This window comes from Mesorhizobium sp. M0772 (genome assembly GCF_040320135.1).
Classification (GTDB): Bacteria; Pseudomonadota; Alphaproteobacteria; order Rhizobiales; family Rhizobiaceae; genus Mesorhizobium.
On sequence record NZ_JAMYPB010000019.1, the window covers coordinates 14,668 to 28,377 of the forward strand.

The 13,710-nt window shown below is 63.6% G+C and carries 12 protein-coding genes; 4 read left to right on the forward strand and 8 right to left on the reverse strand.

Features of this window, described 5'->3' with window-relative positions; translation table 11 throughout:
• The first annotated feature begins 411 nt into the window (after positions 1 to 411).
• Entirely contained in the window at positions 412 to 828 is a 417-nt protein-coding gene (arr, locus tag NKI06_RS14980) for an NAD(+)--rifampin ADP-ribosyltransferase (protein ID WP_352986002.1), read from the forward strand.
• Between the two features lie 112 nt (positions 829 to 940).
• Positions 941 to 3,397, forward strand: coding sequence for a ComEC/Rec2 family competence protein (locus NKI06_RS14985; protein WP_352986004.1), 2,457 nt, complete (start codon positions 941 to 943; stop codon positions 3,395 to 3,397).
• Here the strand turns inward: NKI06_RS14985 and lexA are convergent.
• Both lexA and NKI06_RS14995 read right to left on the reverse strand, forming a co-directional pair.
• A complete protein-coding gene (gene lexA, locus NKI06_RS14990) occupies positions 3,391 to 4,173 on the reverse strand; it encodes a transcriptional repressor LexA (protein ID WP_023684703.1) in 783 nt (260 codons plus the stop codon). The two genes, NKI06_RS14985 and lexA, sit on opposite strands and share 7 nt — an antisense overlap.
• 205 nt (positions 4,174 to 4,378) lie before the next feature.
• The gene (locus tag NKI06_RS14995; RefSeq protein WP_352811754.1) at positions 4,379 to 5,143 is read right to left on the reverse strand and encodes a GntR family transcriptional regulator; all 765 of its coding nucleotides are present in this window, start codon (positions 5,141 to 5,143) and stop codon (positions 4,379 to 4,381) included.
• Positions 5,144 to 5,311: 168 nt separating this feature from the next.
• On the opposite strand from NKI06_RS14995, the gene kynU reads away from it, so the two are divergent.
• Positions 5,312 to 6,559, forward strand: a complete 1,248-nt coding sequence (gene kynU, locus NKI06_RS15000) for a kynureninase (protein ID WP_352811756.1) — start codon at positions 5,312 to 5,314, stop codon at positions 6,557 to 6,559.
• A 105-nt stretch (positions 6,560 to 6,664) separates the two neighbouring features.
• Here the strand turns inward: kynU and kynA are convergent, their stop codons facing one another.
• Positions 6,665 to 7,501: a tryptophan 2,3-dioxygenase gene (gene kynA, locus NKI06_RS15005; RefSeq protein ID WP_352811759.1), complete on the reverse strand. Its 837-nt coding sequence runs from the start codon at positions 7,499 to 7,501 to the stop codon at positions 6,665 to 6,667.
• Positions 7,498 to 9,123: an AMP-binding protein gene (locus NKI06_RS15010; RefSeq protein ID WP_352986006.1), complete on the reverse strand. Its 1,626-nt coding sequence runs from the start codon at positions 9,121 to 9,123 to the stop codon at positions 7,498 to 7,500. The genes kynA and NKI06_RS15010 overlap by 4 nt, the downstream gene beginning before the upstream one ends.
• A gap of 166 nt (positions 9,124 to 9,289) precedes the next feature.
• Between NKI06_RS15010 and NKI06_RS15015 the strand changes: the two genes are divergently transcribed.
• On the forward strand, positions 9,290 to 10,117 hold the full coding sequence (locus NKI06_RS15015; protein WP_352840309.1) for a hormone-sensitive lipase: 828 nt from the start codon (positions 9,290 to 9,292) through the stop codon (positions 10,115 to 10,117).
• Positions 10,118 to 10,163: 46 nt separating this feature from the next.
• On the opposite strand, the gene NKI06_RS15020 is transcribed toward NKI06_RS15015, so the two are convergent.
• The 4 genes from NKI06_RS15020 to trpD are packed head-to-tail and all read right to left on the reverse strand — an operon-like array spanning position 10,164 to position 13,681.
• Positions 10,164 to 11,369, reverse strand: coding sequence for a molybdopterin molybdotransferase MoeA (locus tag NKI06_RS15020; protein WP_352986009.1), 1,206 nt, complete (start codon positions 11,367 to 11,369; stop codon positions 10,164 to 10,166).
• Positions 11,370 to 11,852 carry a cyclic pyranopterin monophosphate synthase MoaC gene (gene moaC, locus NKI06_RS15025; protein ID WP_023684710.1) on the reverse strand — a complete coding sequence of 161 codons (483 nt, stop codon included), beginning with the start codon at positions 11,850 to 11,852 and terminating at the stop codon, positions 11,370 to 11,372.
• A 2-nt stretch (positions 11,853 to 11,854) separates the two neighbouring features.
• Positions 11,855 to 12,667 (reverse strand): indole-3-glycerol phosphate synthase TrpC, encoded by an 813-nt coding sequence (gene trpC / locus NKI06_RS15030; RefSeq protein ID WP_027049444.1) that lies wholly within the window; start codon positions 12,665 to 12,667, stop codon positions 11,855 to 11,857.
• A 3-nt stretch (positions 12,668 to 12,670) separates the two neighbouring features.
• The gene (gene trpD, locus NKI06_RS15035; RefSeq protein WP_023712346.1) at positions 12,671 to 13,681 is read right to left on the reverse strand and encodes an anthranilate phosphoribosyltransferase; all 1,011 of its coding nucleotides are present in this window, start codon (positions 13,679 to 13,681) and stop codon (positions 12,671 to 12,673) included.
• Between the last annotated feature and the right edge of the window lie 29 nt (positions 13,682 to 13,710).

Genomic DNA, 13,710 nt, shown 5'->3' on the forward strand with positions numbered 1-13,710 from the left:
GCTTTGCGCGTTCATGTAGCATAGGGGGTCTGGGGCGCAAGGGGCAGACCCGATGGCTGGACGTGGCCGGGGCACGTCGGCAATTATCGGTTGCGTCAACTGGCGCTGGAGCCTTGTAGCACAAAATCTGTTCGCACCCTCCGCGCAACCTCGTTTGGCAGCAGCGTCATGTCTGGGTTTCATTCGGCTGCAGCGTCCGTCACAGTGCCTGGAACATCGCTGCGACGGTGGTAGCCCCTCTGACGAGCGGACATTTCTTCACGGATGCGGCACTGCCCGACTACAACGCCGCCGTGACAGCGTTGGCTTGGTCACGCATATTGACCTTTCTGCAATCATTATCGTGAACACCGCAACTGTGTGCAGGCCGGTCTCGCCACGAAGGAGGCATGATTGAAAGAAGGACTACCGATGACCGAAAACGCCGACCATACCGAGGGTGATCCGTTCTACCATGGTACCCGGGCGGATTTGAAACCCGGGGATCTGCTGAGCGTCGGCCACCCTTCCAATTTCAGAGGTAAACCACTGTCATGGATCTATTTCACCCAGACACTGGAAGCCGCCATCTGGGGAGCAGAGCTTGCAACGGGTGACGGTCGTCAAAGGATTTACATCGTAAAGCCGACGGGGTTTTTTATGGATGACCCTAACCTGACCGACAAAAAATTTCCCGGTAATCCGACGAAATCCTACCGCTCCCGTGATCCGTTGCTCATCCTGGGGGAGCTCGCTGAATGGCAGGGTCATACACCCGAACAATTGAAGGCAATGCACGATGGGCTTGCTCGCCTGAGGGCGGAGGGCCGGGATATGATTGAGGATTGAGCGTCCTTGGCGAGTGATGGTCAATTCCGGCGCGGTGGACGCGACCGCACGGACTTTCGCGCTTTGCGCGTTCATGTAGCATAGGAGGTCTGGGGCGCAAGGGGCAGACCCGATGGCTGGACGTGGCCGGGGCACGAAGGAAGGCGAAGGCGCCGAGGCAAGCGTCAGCGAACGCTCGCTGTTTGCCGATAGTCCCTATGCCGAGCCGCTGCCCCTCGCGCTGCCTGAGCCGCATCCCGGCGTCGCGCCTGCGCTGCCCGGTCACGCGTTGCCGGCGCAAGTCACAGCGCCCGGATCTATCGCCCGTCTGCGCAGACGGCTTCGCCGTCCGTCATGGCCCGCGCTCCGCCGCAGCCTTGCCGTGGCCGCCAACACGGAGCTCGACCGGGGCGTCGCCTTCCTGCTGGTGCCGGTTTTCCTGGCGGCCGGCGTCATCATTTATTTCTCGCTGGCCGGCGAGCCCGGCTTTGCGCAGCCAATCGCCATTGTGGTGCTGGCGACATGTTGCGCTGTCGCCACGCGACCTCGGCCGAGGACGCATCTGTTCTGCATGGCCGCGATGCTGTGCGCGCTCGGCGTCGTCGCCGCCAAAGTCGAGACCTGGCGCGCCGGAACGCAGATGCTCGGCTCCGAGATCCAGACACGGCTGACCGGCCGCGTCGTCAGTCTCGAACAGATGGAAAGCGGCCGCATCAGGCTGACGCTCGATGTGGTTTCGACCGCTTACCCCGAGCTGCGCTACGCCCCGGAGCGGGTCAGGCTCTCGGCGCGGACCGTTCCCGCCGATATGACCGCCGGCTCCCTGATCACCGGCTATGCCAGGCTGTTGCCGCCGACCGGTCCGGTGCGGCCGGAGAGCTACGATTTCTCCTTCGACAGCTATTTCACCGGTATCGGCGGCAGCGGCTTCTTTCTCGGCAATCCGAAAACCATTGCTACGCAGGGACCGCCGCCGCTGACCGCGCGGCTCTCCTCGGCAATCGAGAACGCGCGCGAAAACATTGCCGACCATATCAGGGGCAAAATCGGCGGCGCCGAAGGCGAGATTGCCGCGGCGTTGATTGTCGGGGTGCGCGCCGGCATCCCGGACGAGGTCAACGAAGCGATGCGGCGCACCGGCATCTACCACATCATCTCCATCTCCGGCCTGCACATGGCGCTGGTTGCCGGCACCATCATGGCGTTGCTGCGTGGCGCCTTTGCGCTGTTTCCCGATTTCTCTTCGCGCCGCCCAGTCAAGAAATATGCAGCAGTGGCAGCACTCGTCTCCATCGCCGCCTATCTCGTCATTTCAGGCGTCGTGGTTGCCGCCGAGCGCAGCTTCATCATGCTGGCGGTCATGCTTGTCGCCGTGCTGTTTGATCGCGCCGCACTCACCATGCGCAATCTGGCGATCTCCGCCATTGCCGTCATCCTGGTGTCGCCGCACGAGGTGGTCGGTCCCAGCTTCCAGATGTCGTTTGCCGCCACCGCCGCCCTTGTCGGCGCCTATGCCGGCTGGGCCGATTACCGCGCCGACAAGGTGAGAACGCCGCCGGCAAAGCGCTCCTTCGTCGGCTTCCTGTCGCGAAAATTCGCGCTGGCCATGGGCGGCCTCGCCATGACCTCGATCATTGCCGGCAGTGCAACCTTGCTGTTCGCCATCTGGCATTTTCAGCGTGTGTCGCCGCTCAGCCTGATCGCCAATCTGGCCGTGATGCCGATTGTTTCGTTGATCGTCATGCCTTTTGCCGTGCTCAGCGCACTGGCGATGCCGTTCGGCGCCGACGGGCCGTTCCTCTATGTGATGGGCAAGGGTCTGATGGCGATGATCGCTATATCGGCCTGGATTTCCGAGCGCTCGCCGGTCGACGCCGTCGGGCTGATCTCCATCCGCTCGGTGCTGCTGGTGACGGTCGCCCTCGTCATCGCCACCATGGCCACCACCTGGCTCAGGTTGGCGGCCGTGCCTTTCGCGCTGGCCGGCCTGTTGACGGTGCCGCAGGTGCTTACGCCCGACGTGCTCATATCCGAGGATGCGCATCTGGTGGCCATGCCGATCGGTGGCGGCGAACTCGCCCTCAACCGCGAACGCTCCAACGAATTCACCACGGACAATTGGAAACGGGCGCTGCGGGCCGAAACCATTATCCCACCTGAGATTTTCGAGTCAACAGATACGCGGTTCGATCTCGATCCGCTCGATCTGCCGCCCGGCTCGCCCTTCTATTGCACCGGCGATCTCTGTATCGCCCGGCACCCTTCCGGAGCCATTGTAGCGCTTGCGAAAGACCGCAAGACGGCGCGGCCGGCCTGTGCCTTCGCGAGCCTGATCGTCATCGATGACGCCACCGCCTACAATCCGTGCCGCGACCCGCTGGTGCTGGTCGTGACGAAGAAACAGCTGGCCCGCGACGGCAGCGCCGCCGTCTTCTTCGATCCGCAATCGGCAGCTGCAGCGCCAACCATCCGCTTCGCCGTCGACAAGCCGTATCGCCCCTGGCACGAGCAACGCCGCTTCTCCCGCGAAGCGCGCGGCCTGCCGCCTTACAACCAGCGTGAAAAGTACAAACCCAAGCCGGCTCAGTAGCGCCGGATCAATCCGACAAGCTTGCCCTGCACCTTCACCCTGTCCGGTCCAAAAATGCGGGTCTCGTAGGCCGGGTTGGCGGCTTCCAGGGCGATCGAGGCGCCCTTGCGGCGGAAGCGTTTCAGGGTCGCTTCCTCATCGTCGACCAACGCCACCACGATCTCGCCGGGGCTGGCTGTGTCGGCATTGCGGATGATGACCGTGTCGCCATCGAAAATGCCGGCCTCGATCATCGAATCGCCCTTGACCTCGAGCGCGTAGTGTTCGCCGCCCATGATCATATCGGGCGGCACCGAGATCGAATGGGTCTGATGCTGGATGGCGTCGATCGGCACGCCGGCGGCGATGCGTCCCATAACCGGGATTGAAATCGCGGAAACGGCATCGTCATTGCCGGCCGACATCGAACGCGACGGCGAGCCCGGCTTGATCTGGCGGCCGAGACCGCCTTGGCCCAACGCGCCTTGTCCTTGGCCGCCTTGCCCTTGGCCGGTTTGACCAAGACTGCCCTGAATGACGCTCGGCGAAAACTTCCTCGCCGCATTGAGGCCTGGTGCGATCGAGTCGGGCAGCCGCAGCACTTCCAGCGCGCGCGCCCGGTTCGGCAGCCGGCGAATGAAACCGCGCTCCTCAAGCGCCGTGATCAGGCGGTGGATGCCGGACTTGGAGGCGAGGTCGAGCGCTTCCTTCATCTCGTCGAAGGACGGCGGGATTCCGCTCTCCTTCAGGCGTTCATGGATGAACATCAGAAGCTCATGTTGTTTGCGCGTCAGCATCGCGGCCCCCAAGGGTTCTGAAACCAGAATCAGAAAAAACAAACCCAGAACAAACACTATCTGTTCCAGTTGTGTTCCGCAACCTTTTAAAGTTTAATGAATGTGTTGACGTTTTGTTCAGCGTAACGTTCGGCGCTGCGAGCGCCGCCTGCGCCCAGTTGCCAGCAACGGGGTGAAACGAAGACCAAGTGCCCTGCGTCGTCGGCTACGATCGCCGCTTCCTTTTCGGACGGGGCTGCGCAGCATCCGCGCGGGGTTCTCTCTGGGCATAGACCCGCAGCGTGTAGCCGATGTGAGCGGTCATCAGAGTTTTCGCACGGTCGACGTCGCGATCGAGGGCCGCTTCCATCAGGGCGGTATGGTGTTCGATCGCCACGGCGTCGCGCAGGGCCGCCACGGCCTTCCGGTGTCCGTCCGTGCGGCCGGCGGCGGCGCGCAGCGTCGGGGCCAGACCCAGAAAGCGGTGATGGCGATGCAATTGGTCGGAAATCGTTGCATTGAAGCGCAGCAGCCAGCTGGATGTCGCGGCACTGAGCAGCGCCGCATGGAAGGCATCGTGTTTTTCGTACCACGCGTCGACCGCATCATCCGATGGATCGTCGAGAACAGACCCGCACCGTGAGAGACGATAGTGGGCGGCAACGACCGCGTCTTCCCACTCACGGTCGCCCTTCTCGATCGATTCCACCAGCAGGGGCAGTTCGACCACCAGCCGCGCACGCGCCAAATCCTCGAGCTCCGCCCGAGAGACGGGAGCGACCGCAAACCCGCGGTTGCTGATGGCGGTCACAAGCCGTTCCGCCTCCAGCCGCGACAGCGCCTCGCGCAACGGCGTCCAGCCGATGCCGTAGGTGTTGCGCAGCGTGCTCAGCTTCAACGGCGCGGCAGGCGCCAGCCGGGTCGCAAGAATATCGCGCCTGAGCAGGCGATAGGCCACTTCCGTCTTCGAGGTCTGCTCGTCATCCAGCATCGTGATCCATCAGACATAAACGCTCGGGCGGATCATTATATATCAAAGCCTTTCAATGGGTGAATTATATATAATGTTTGACAGTTCAAGGGCGACCACTCAAGATCGCCGGCATGTTTGGGCGGCAGGCTCCGCCGCGCGCGTTTGTCCATGGAGGGGCGCCGGATCATGAGCACGACACCCGATCTCGCTACAATCGAAGCAATGGATGCCGCCGATCCGCTGCGCTCCATGCGTGAACGCTTTGTCTTGCCGCAAGGCGTGATTTATCTCGACGGCAATTCCCTGGGCGCCGCGTCAGCGGTCGTCTTCAGCGAACTGCAGCAGGCCGCCACGCAGGAATGGGCGCACGACCTCATTCGCGCCTGGAACACCGCCGGCTGGTTCAACATGCCGGTGGAACTCGGAGATCAGCTCGGGCGACTGATCGGCGCGGCTGATGGGCAGACGGTGGTCTGCGACACAACCTCGATCAACATCTACAAGCTGCTGCACGCAGCGCTCGGCATGCGGCCGGATCGGTCGGTCATCGTTGCCGAGGGCGACAGTTTCCCGACCGACCTCTACATGGCCGAAGGCGTCGCCTCGACCCGGCCGGGAACGCGGCTGCGGCTGGAGGGCGTCGACGCGGCCGCAGTCGAGGAGCTGATCGACGACAGCGTTGCCGTCATCCTGGTCAACCACGTCAACTACAAATCCGGCCAGTTGCGCGACATGGCGGCGCTGACGCGCAAGGCACATGACGCCGGCGCGCTGATCATCTGGGATCTCTGCCACACGGCCGGCGCCTTGCCGGTCGAACTTGACCGTGCCAATGCCGATTTCGCCGTCGGCTGCACCTACAAATACCTCAATGGCGGCCCGGGCTCGCCAGCCTTCATCTACGCGGCCGAGCGCCACCATGACGATGCCCACCAGCCGCTCAGCGGCTGGTGGGGCCATGCGCGGCCCTTTGCCTTCGAGCAGGGCTTTGCCGTCGGCAGCGGCATTCGCCGCTTCCTGTGCGGAACGCAGCCGGTGCTGTCGATGCGGGCGCTCAAGGGCGCGCTCGATATCTGGAACGACGTCGATATGGCGGCGGTGCGCAGAAAAAGCATCGCGCTGACCGACCTGTTTATCCAGCTCGTCGAAGCCAGATGCGGCGCCTACCGGCTTGAACTGGAAAGTCCTCGCGACGGCAGCCAGCGCGGCAGCCAGGTGTCGTTCCTCCATCCGCATGGCTATCAGGTGATGCGCGCGCTGATCGAGCGCGGCGTGATCGGCGATTTCCGGGCGCCGTCGACCATCCGTTTCGGCTTCACGCCGCTCTATGTCGGATATGGCGATGTCTGGCAAGCGGTCGAAGTCCTGGAGGATATTCTGCGCACCGGCGCCTGGCAGGACGCCCGCTTCGCGGTGAAGACCGCGGTTACGTGAGAAACCAGAGCAATTTCAGGAAAAGTGTGAAGCGGTTTTCCGTCCGAAATTGCGTCAATCAAAGAGCTAGAGCATTTCGCCGTTTCCGTTAAACGGTGAAATGCTCTAGAGCCGGGTGCGGACCGTCCAGAGCTCCGGAAACAGCACGACCTCCAGCATCTTCTTCAGATAGGAGGCGCCTGAGGTGCCGCCGGTGCCGCGCTTCAAGCCGATGATGCGCTCGACCGTTGTGACGTGGTTGAAGCGCCAGCGGCGGAAGTAATCCTCGAAGTCGACCAGCTTCTCGGCCAGTTCGTAGAGCATCCAGTAGCGCTGCGGGTCGCGGTAGACGGTTTGCCAGGCAGCCAGCACGTCTTCGTTCTCACCGCGCGTCTCGCGCCAGTCCGTGCGCCCGGCATCGGCGCCGATGTCGAAGCCATTGCGCGCCAAAAGCAGAAGCGCCTCGTCGTACAGCGACGGCGTGGCCAGGATCGCTTCCAGCCTGTCCGTAAGATCGCGCCGGTGCTTGTGCGGCCCGAGCATGGCTAGGTTGCGGTTGCCGGCCATGAACTCGATGGCGCGGTACTGCCAGGACTGGAAGCCCGAGGATTGGCCGAGCGCGTCGCGAAACTCGGTGTATTCGCTGGGCGTCATCGTGCGCAGCACGTCCCAGGCATTGTTGAGCTGCTCGAAGATGCGCGCGACACGCGACAGCATCTTGAAGCTCGGTTCGAGGCGGTCGGCGCGGATCGAGCTGATCGCGGCGCGGATCTCGTGGAGGGCCAGTTTCATCCACAATTCGGATGTCTGATGCTGGATGATGAACAGCATCTCGTCATGGGCAGAAGACAGCGGCGCCTGCGCATCGAGCACCTTGTCCAGCTGCAGATAGTCGCTGTAGGACATCCGCTCCTTGAACGACATCTGCGCGCCATCGGACGCCGGATCGTGCGGCTTAATCAATTGATCTTCTCCGCGCGCAACCGGAAGCGCTGGATCTTGCCGGTCTGGGTTTTGGGCAAGGCGTCGATGAACTTCACCGAACGCGGATATTTGTAGGGCGCGATCGTTGCCTTGACGTGGTCCTGCAGGCGTTTGACGGTCAATGCGTCCGGCGAAACACCTTGCACAAGCACGATATGCGCCTCGACGATCTGGCCGCGTTCACCGTCCTCGGCGCCGGTCACCGCGCATTCGGCGACGTCGGGATGCGAGAGCAGCGCCGCTTCGACCTCGGGGCCGGCGATGTTGTAGCCGGCGCTGACGATCATGTCGTCGGAACGCGCGGCGAAGTGGAAGAAGCCATCCTCGTCCTGCGTGAACGTATCGCCGGTGAGATTCCAGCCGTCGCGGACATAGTCCTTTTGCCTGGCATCGGCCATGTAGCGGCAGCCGGTCGGGCCGCGCACCGCCAGCCGGCCAGTAGAGCCGCGCGGCAACTCCCGCATCTCGTCATCGACGATGCGTGCCTGATAGCCGCCGACGGGTTTGCCGGTGGAGGCCGGCTTCATGTCGTCGAAGCGGTTGGAGATGAAGATATGCAGCATCTCGGTGGCGCCGATCCCATCGAGGATCGGCTTGCCGGTCTTCCGCGTCCATTCCTCGAAGACAGGCGCCGGCAGCGTCTCGCCCGCCGAAACCGCGACGCGCAGCGAGGACAGGTCAGCGCCTTCATCCATCGCCTTGAGCATGGCGCGATAGGCTGTCGGCGCGGTGAAGGAAATGGTCGCTTTGTAAGTCTCGATGATGTGGATCATGTTGGGCGGCGTCGCCTGTTCCAGCAGCGTCGCCGCGGCGCCGAAACGCAGCGGGAAGATGGCGAGCCCGCCAAGACCGAAGGTAAAGGCAAGGGGCGGGGAACCGACGAAGATGTCGTCGGGCGTCACCTCCAGGATTTCGCGGGCATAGGCGTCGGCGATGATCAGCAGGTCGCGGTGGAAATGCATCGTCGCCTTCGGCACGCCGGTGGTGCCGGAGGTGAAGCCGAGCAGGGCGACATCGTCGCGGCCGGTGTTGACGGCAGTGAAGGTGACCGGCTTGTCGAGGGCGGCGCGGTCGAGTTCCGCGTCATGGTTGGCCGTGCCGTCGAAGCCAATGACCTGCTTGAGATACGCACTGCCCTTGGCGCAGGCGGTCATCTCGTCCATCAGCCTCGTATCGCAAAGTGCGACCGTGATTTCCGCCTTGTCGACGATCTTGGCGAGTTCGCCGGCACGCAACATCGGCATGGTGTTGACGACCACCGCGCCCACCTTGGTGGCGGCCAGCCAGCAGGCGACCATGGCCGGATTGTTGGACGAGCGGATCAGCACCCGGTTGCCCGGCTTGACACCGTAATTCTCGACCAACGCATGGGCGAGCCTGTTGGTCCAGTCGGACAGTTCCTTGTAGGTGCGGCGGCGGCCATTGCCGATCAGCGCGGTGTGGTCGCCGAAGCCTTTTTCGACCAGCCTGTCGGTCAATTCGACGCCGGCATTTATGTGGTCGGGATAGTCGAAGCCGTCGAGCAAAAACTCCGGCCATTGCTCCGGCGGCGGCAGGTTGTCACGCGTGAATGTGTCGATATGCGCTGATGGCCCAAGCATTTTCGGCTGCCCCTGTCTGCCTCGCGCCCATGGCTGAACAAGGCGCAGGATCGCACCAGTCGAAATTTGTTTCAAGCCTAAAATGTTTTTAGGTCGCAGCATTGACGCCGCCCTGTTCGGCGGCCATTCCTGTCGACTGAACTGAAGCCATCCGGGAGGGATGCAGATGCTCGAACATCGTGTTGCCGATTGGGACAATGCCTACGCCAACGGCGACAACATTGCCGGCAGCAATCGCTGGCCGGCCGCGTGGGACACACCGGCACAGGCTTTTCGCGACACAATGTCGGCGTCCGGTCGGGCCAAGCTCGACATCTCCTATGGCGACAGTCCACGCAACAGGCTCGATCTGTTCCTTCCCGATGTCATGCCCAAAGGGCTCGTCGTCTTCATCCATGGCGGTTACTGGAAGGCGTTCGACAACAAGCCATGGTCGCATCTGGCCAACGGCGCGGTTGCCAATGGCTTTGCCGTGGCAATGCCGACTTACACGCTTTGTCCCGACATACGCATTTCCGGCATCGTCAGGGAAATCGCGGCGGCGATCGGCAAAGCGGCGACGATGGTCGGCGGGCCGGTGATCCTGACCGGGCATTCCGCCGGCGGCCATCTCGCCTCCAGGATGGTGACGACAACGACGCCTCTGGCCGCCGATGTGGCCGGCCGCATACGCAATGTCGTCTCGATCTCCGGGGTTCATGATCTGCGGCCGATCATGCGCACGGGGATGAACGCGACACTGGCCATCGATGAAGCGGAAGCACTGGCCGAAAGCCCGGTTCTGCTGCGCCCCATGCAGGGCGCGCGCATCACCTGCTGGGCCGGCGGCGGCGAGCGGGCGGAGTTCCTGCGCCAGAATGCGCTGCTTGCCAACATCTGGATCGGCCTCGGCGCCACGACCAGCACAGTGGTCGAGCCGGACCGGCATCATTTCAGCATCGTCGACGGGCTTGCCGATCCGACACATCCGCTGACGCGGACATTGCTGGCGTAGTAACAAACAGTTTATCTGTTAGATTTAAAGGCTTAAATGCGCGACCTCAGCGCAACATCAGAACGCTGCAAGCAGCGCCTGCTTCTGCCGCCGGAGCGAAGGGCTCGCGCACGATCAGGCCGTTGGCGTCGGCCAGCATTCTCAGCATCGAGGAATCCTGGATGCCAAACGGCGTCGCCACCAATGCGCCGGCTTCTTCCCGGACCACGGCGCGCACATAGTCTTGCCTTAGATCATTGGCCGGCATCGCGGCGCCAAGCTGAGCCTGGCGGATGTCCTGCCGGTGGGGACGGCCGCCGAGCTGCGCCAATAACGGCTTCAGGAACAATTGCGAGCAGACCAGGCTCGCCACCGGATTGCCGGGCAGGCCGATGCACCTGATATCGCCCAGCCGCCCGAACATCAGCGGCTTGCCCGGGCGCATGGCGAGCTTCCAGAAGTCGAGGTTCATGCCTTCGCCAGTCAGCACGTCATGGACGAGATCATGGTCGCCGACCGAGGCGCCGCCGAGCGTGACGATGACGTCGGCTTTCGCATCGACCGCCTTTTTCACCAGCGCCGCGATCACTTCCTTGCGATCGGCCGCTATACCGAGATCGAGCGCGCGAGCGCCGACCGACTGCGCCACAGCAGCGACGCCATAGGCGTTGGACGAGATGATCTGGTCGGGGCCAGGTTCGCTACCCGGTGGCAGCAATTCGTCGCCGGTGGCGATGATGGCGACCAGCGGCCGTTGCACCACGTTCAACCGGGGATGATTGGCCGACGCCGCCAGCGACAATGCAGCCGGATCGAGCACGCGGCCTTTCTCCAGCAGCACGTCGCCTTGGGCAAAATCCAGTCCAAGGCGGCGGATGTTACGGTTCTTCGCCGTCGGTTCGGTGACCTCGATCCGGCCACCGCCGAGATCGCGGACATTCTCCTGGATGACGATGGTGTCTGCGCCTTCCGGCAGCGGCGCGCCGGTGAAGATGCGCACAGCTTCCGCCTTACCTACAGCGCCGTCAAAGCCTCGCCCTGCAGGCGCCTTGCCGATCACCGAAAGCCTCGCCGGGAGGGTCGCCACATCCCGCGCCCGTGCGGCATAGCCGTCCATGGCAGATGCATTGAAAGGCGGCTGGGTACGCAGCGCCACGACCGGCTCCGCCAGCACCCGGCCGGCCGAATCCGCCAGCGCGACGCTTTCACCGGGCAACGCCACAGCGCCGTCGAGTAGGCGTTGAAGCGCCTCGGCGACCGGAACCAGCGCCATTTACGAACCCGCCTTGTAGTCGCCGGACTTGCCGCCGGTCTTTTCCACCAGCTTTATACCGGAAATCACCATGGCGCGGTCGACCGCCTTGGCCATGTCGTAAATGGTCAGGCACGCGACAGATGCCGCGGTCAGCGCCTCCATCTCGACCCCGGTCTTGCCGGTGACGCGGGCGAGCGCGGTGACCCTGAGGCCGGGCAGCGTGGTGTCCGGTTCGATGTCGACCGACACCTTGGTCAAAAGCAGCGGATGGCAGAGTGGGATCAGCTCATGCGTTTTCTTGGCAGCCATGATGCCGGCAATGCGCGCGGTACCCAGCACATCGCCCTTCTTGGCGTCGCCGTCGAGGATCATCTTCAGGGTTTCGGCCCGCATCGAGACAAAGCCCTCGGCGACCGCCGTGCGCGTCGTCTCCGCCTTCTCGCCGACATCGACCATGTTGGCCTCGCCCTTGGCGCCGAGATGGGTGAGGGCGGCTGCCATCCTCAGATGGCCTCTGCTTTCGCCTTGCCTGTCAAAAGCAGCCGCGTTGCCGCAGCGACATCCTCTTGCCGCATCAGGCTCTCGCCGACGAGGAAGGTGCTGATGCCGGTCTTTTGCATCCTGAAGCAATCGTCGTGGGTGAAAATTCCGCTCTCGCTGACCAGCAATCGGCCGCCCGGCACCATCGATGCCAGCCGTTCCGAGGTCTCGAGGCTGGTCTCGAATGTTCTGAGATTGCGGTTGTTGATGCCGATCAGCTGCGACGAGAGTTTTACCGCGCGCTGCGTCTCGGCCTCGTCATGCACCTCGATCAGCGCGTCCATGCCGAGTTCGAACGCGGTCGCTTCCAATTCGCTCGCCAAGGCATCATCGACGCTGGCCATGATGATCAGGATGGCATCGGCGCCCCATGCGCGAGCCTCGTAGACCTGGTAAGGGTCGAACAGGAAATCCTTGCGCAGCGCGGGCAGGGACACTGCCTTCCGTGCATTGGTGAGAAATTCCGGCGCGCCCTGGAAGGATGGCGCATCGGTCAGCACCGAAAGACAGGCGGCACCGCCTTTCTCATAGGCCTGCGCCAGTGCGGGCGGGTCGAAATCGGCACGGATCAAGCCTTTGGATGGGCTTGCCTTTTTGATCTCGGCGATCAGGCCGAAGCTGCCCGATCTGCGCTTCGCCTCAAGCGCCCTCAGAAAGCCACGCGGTGCGTCGGCATCCCTGGCTCGCGCCTTGATCTCGGCCAACGGTATCCGCGCCTTCGCCGCCGCGATCTCGTCGCGTTTGTAGGCCTCGATCTTGCGCAGAATGTCAGCCACGGCTCATCCGTTCGAAATCTCGACCAGCCTGTCGAGCACGCCCAGCGCCCGGCCGCTGTCGATGGCCTGTGTGGCCGCGGCCATGCCGTCGGCAAGCGTCGTCGCCTTGCCGGCCACCACCATGCCGGCGCCGGCGTTCATCAGCACCGTATCGCGATAGGCCCCGGCAGCACCTCTCAGCATGTCGCGCAACGCCGTGGCATTGTAGGCGGCGTCGCCGCCGCGCAACTCGTCCTTGGTGTGGCGCTGCAGGCCGACGGCTTCCGGGGTGAGCGTGAAATGGCGGATCTCGCCGCCGGCCAGTTCCGCCACCTGCGTTTCGCCGGTGGTGGTGATTTCGTCATAGCCGTCGCCATGGACCACCCAGGCATGCTCGGTGCCCAACGCCTTCAATGTCTCGGCCACCGGCACGATCCATTCCGGCAGGAACACGCCGACCATCTGCCTGCTGACGCCGGCCGGATTGGACAGCGGTCCGAGCAGGTTGAAGATGGTACGCGTGCCGAGCTCGACGCGGGTCGGGCCGACATGCTTCATCGCCGGGTGGTGCGCAGGTGCGAACATGAAGCCGACGCCGGCCTCCTGGATGCAGCGGCCGATTACCTCTGGCGGGATATCGATCTTGACGCCGAGCGCGACCAGCACATCGGCAGCGCCCGTCAGCGACGACAGGCCGCGATTGCCGTGCTTGGCGACCGGCACGCCGCAGCCGGCAATGACGAAGGCCGAAGCGGTCGAGATGTTGACTGAATGCGAATTGTCGCCGCCGGTGCCGACGATGTCGATGGCGCCCTCAGGAGCTTCGACGCGCAGCATCTTGGCACGCATGGTGGCGACGGCGCCGGAAATCTCGCTCACGGTCTCCCCGCGCACGCGCAACGCCATCAGGAAGCCGCCGATCTGGCCCGGCGTCGCGTCGCCAGACATGATGATGTCGAAAGCTTCGCGCGCTTCCTCGAAGGTAAGCCCGGTTCCCGTGGCGACCTTGGCGATATGGGTCTTCAGGGCGCTCATTGGGCCAAGACGTTCATTGGGCTAAGGCC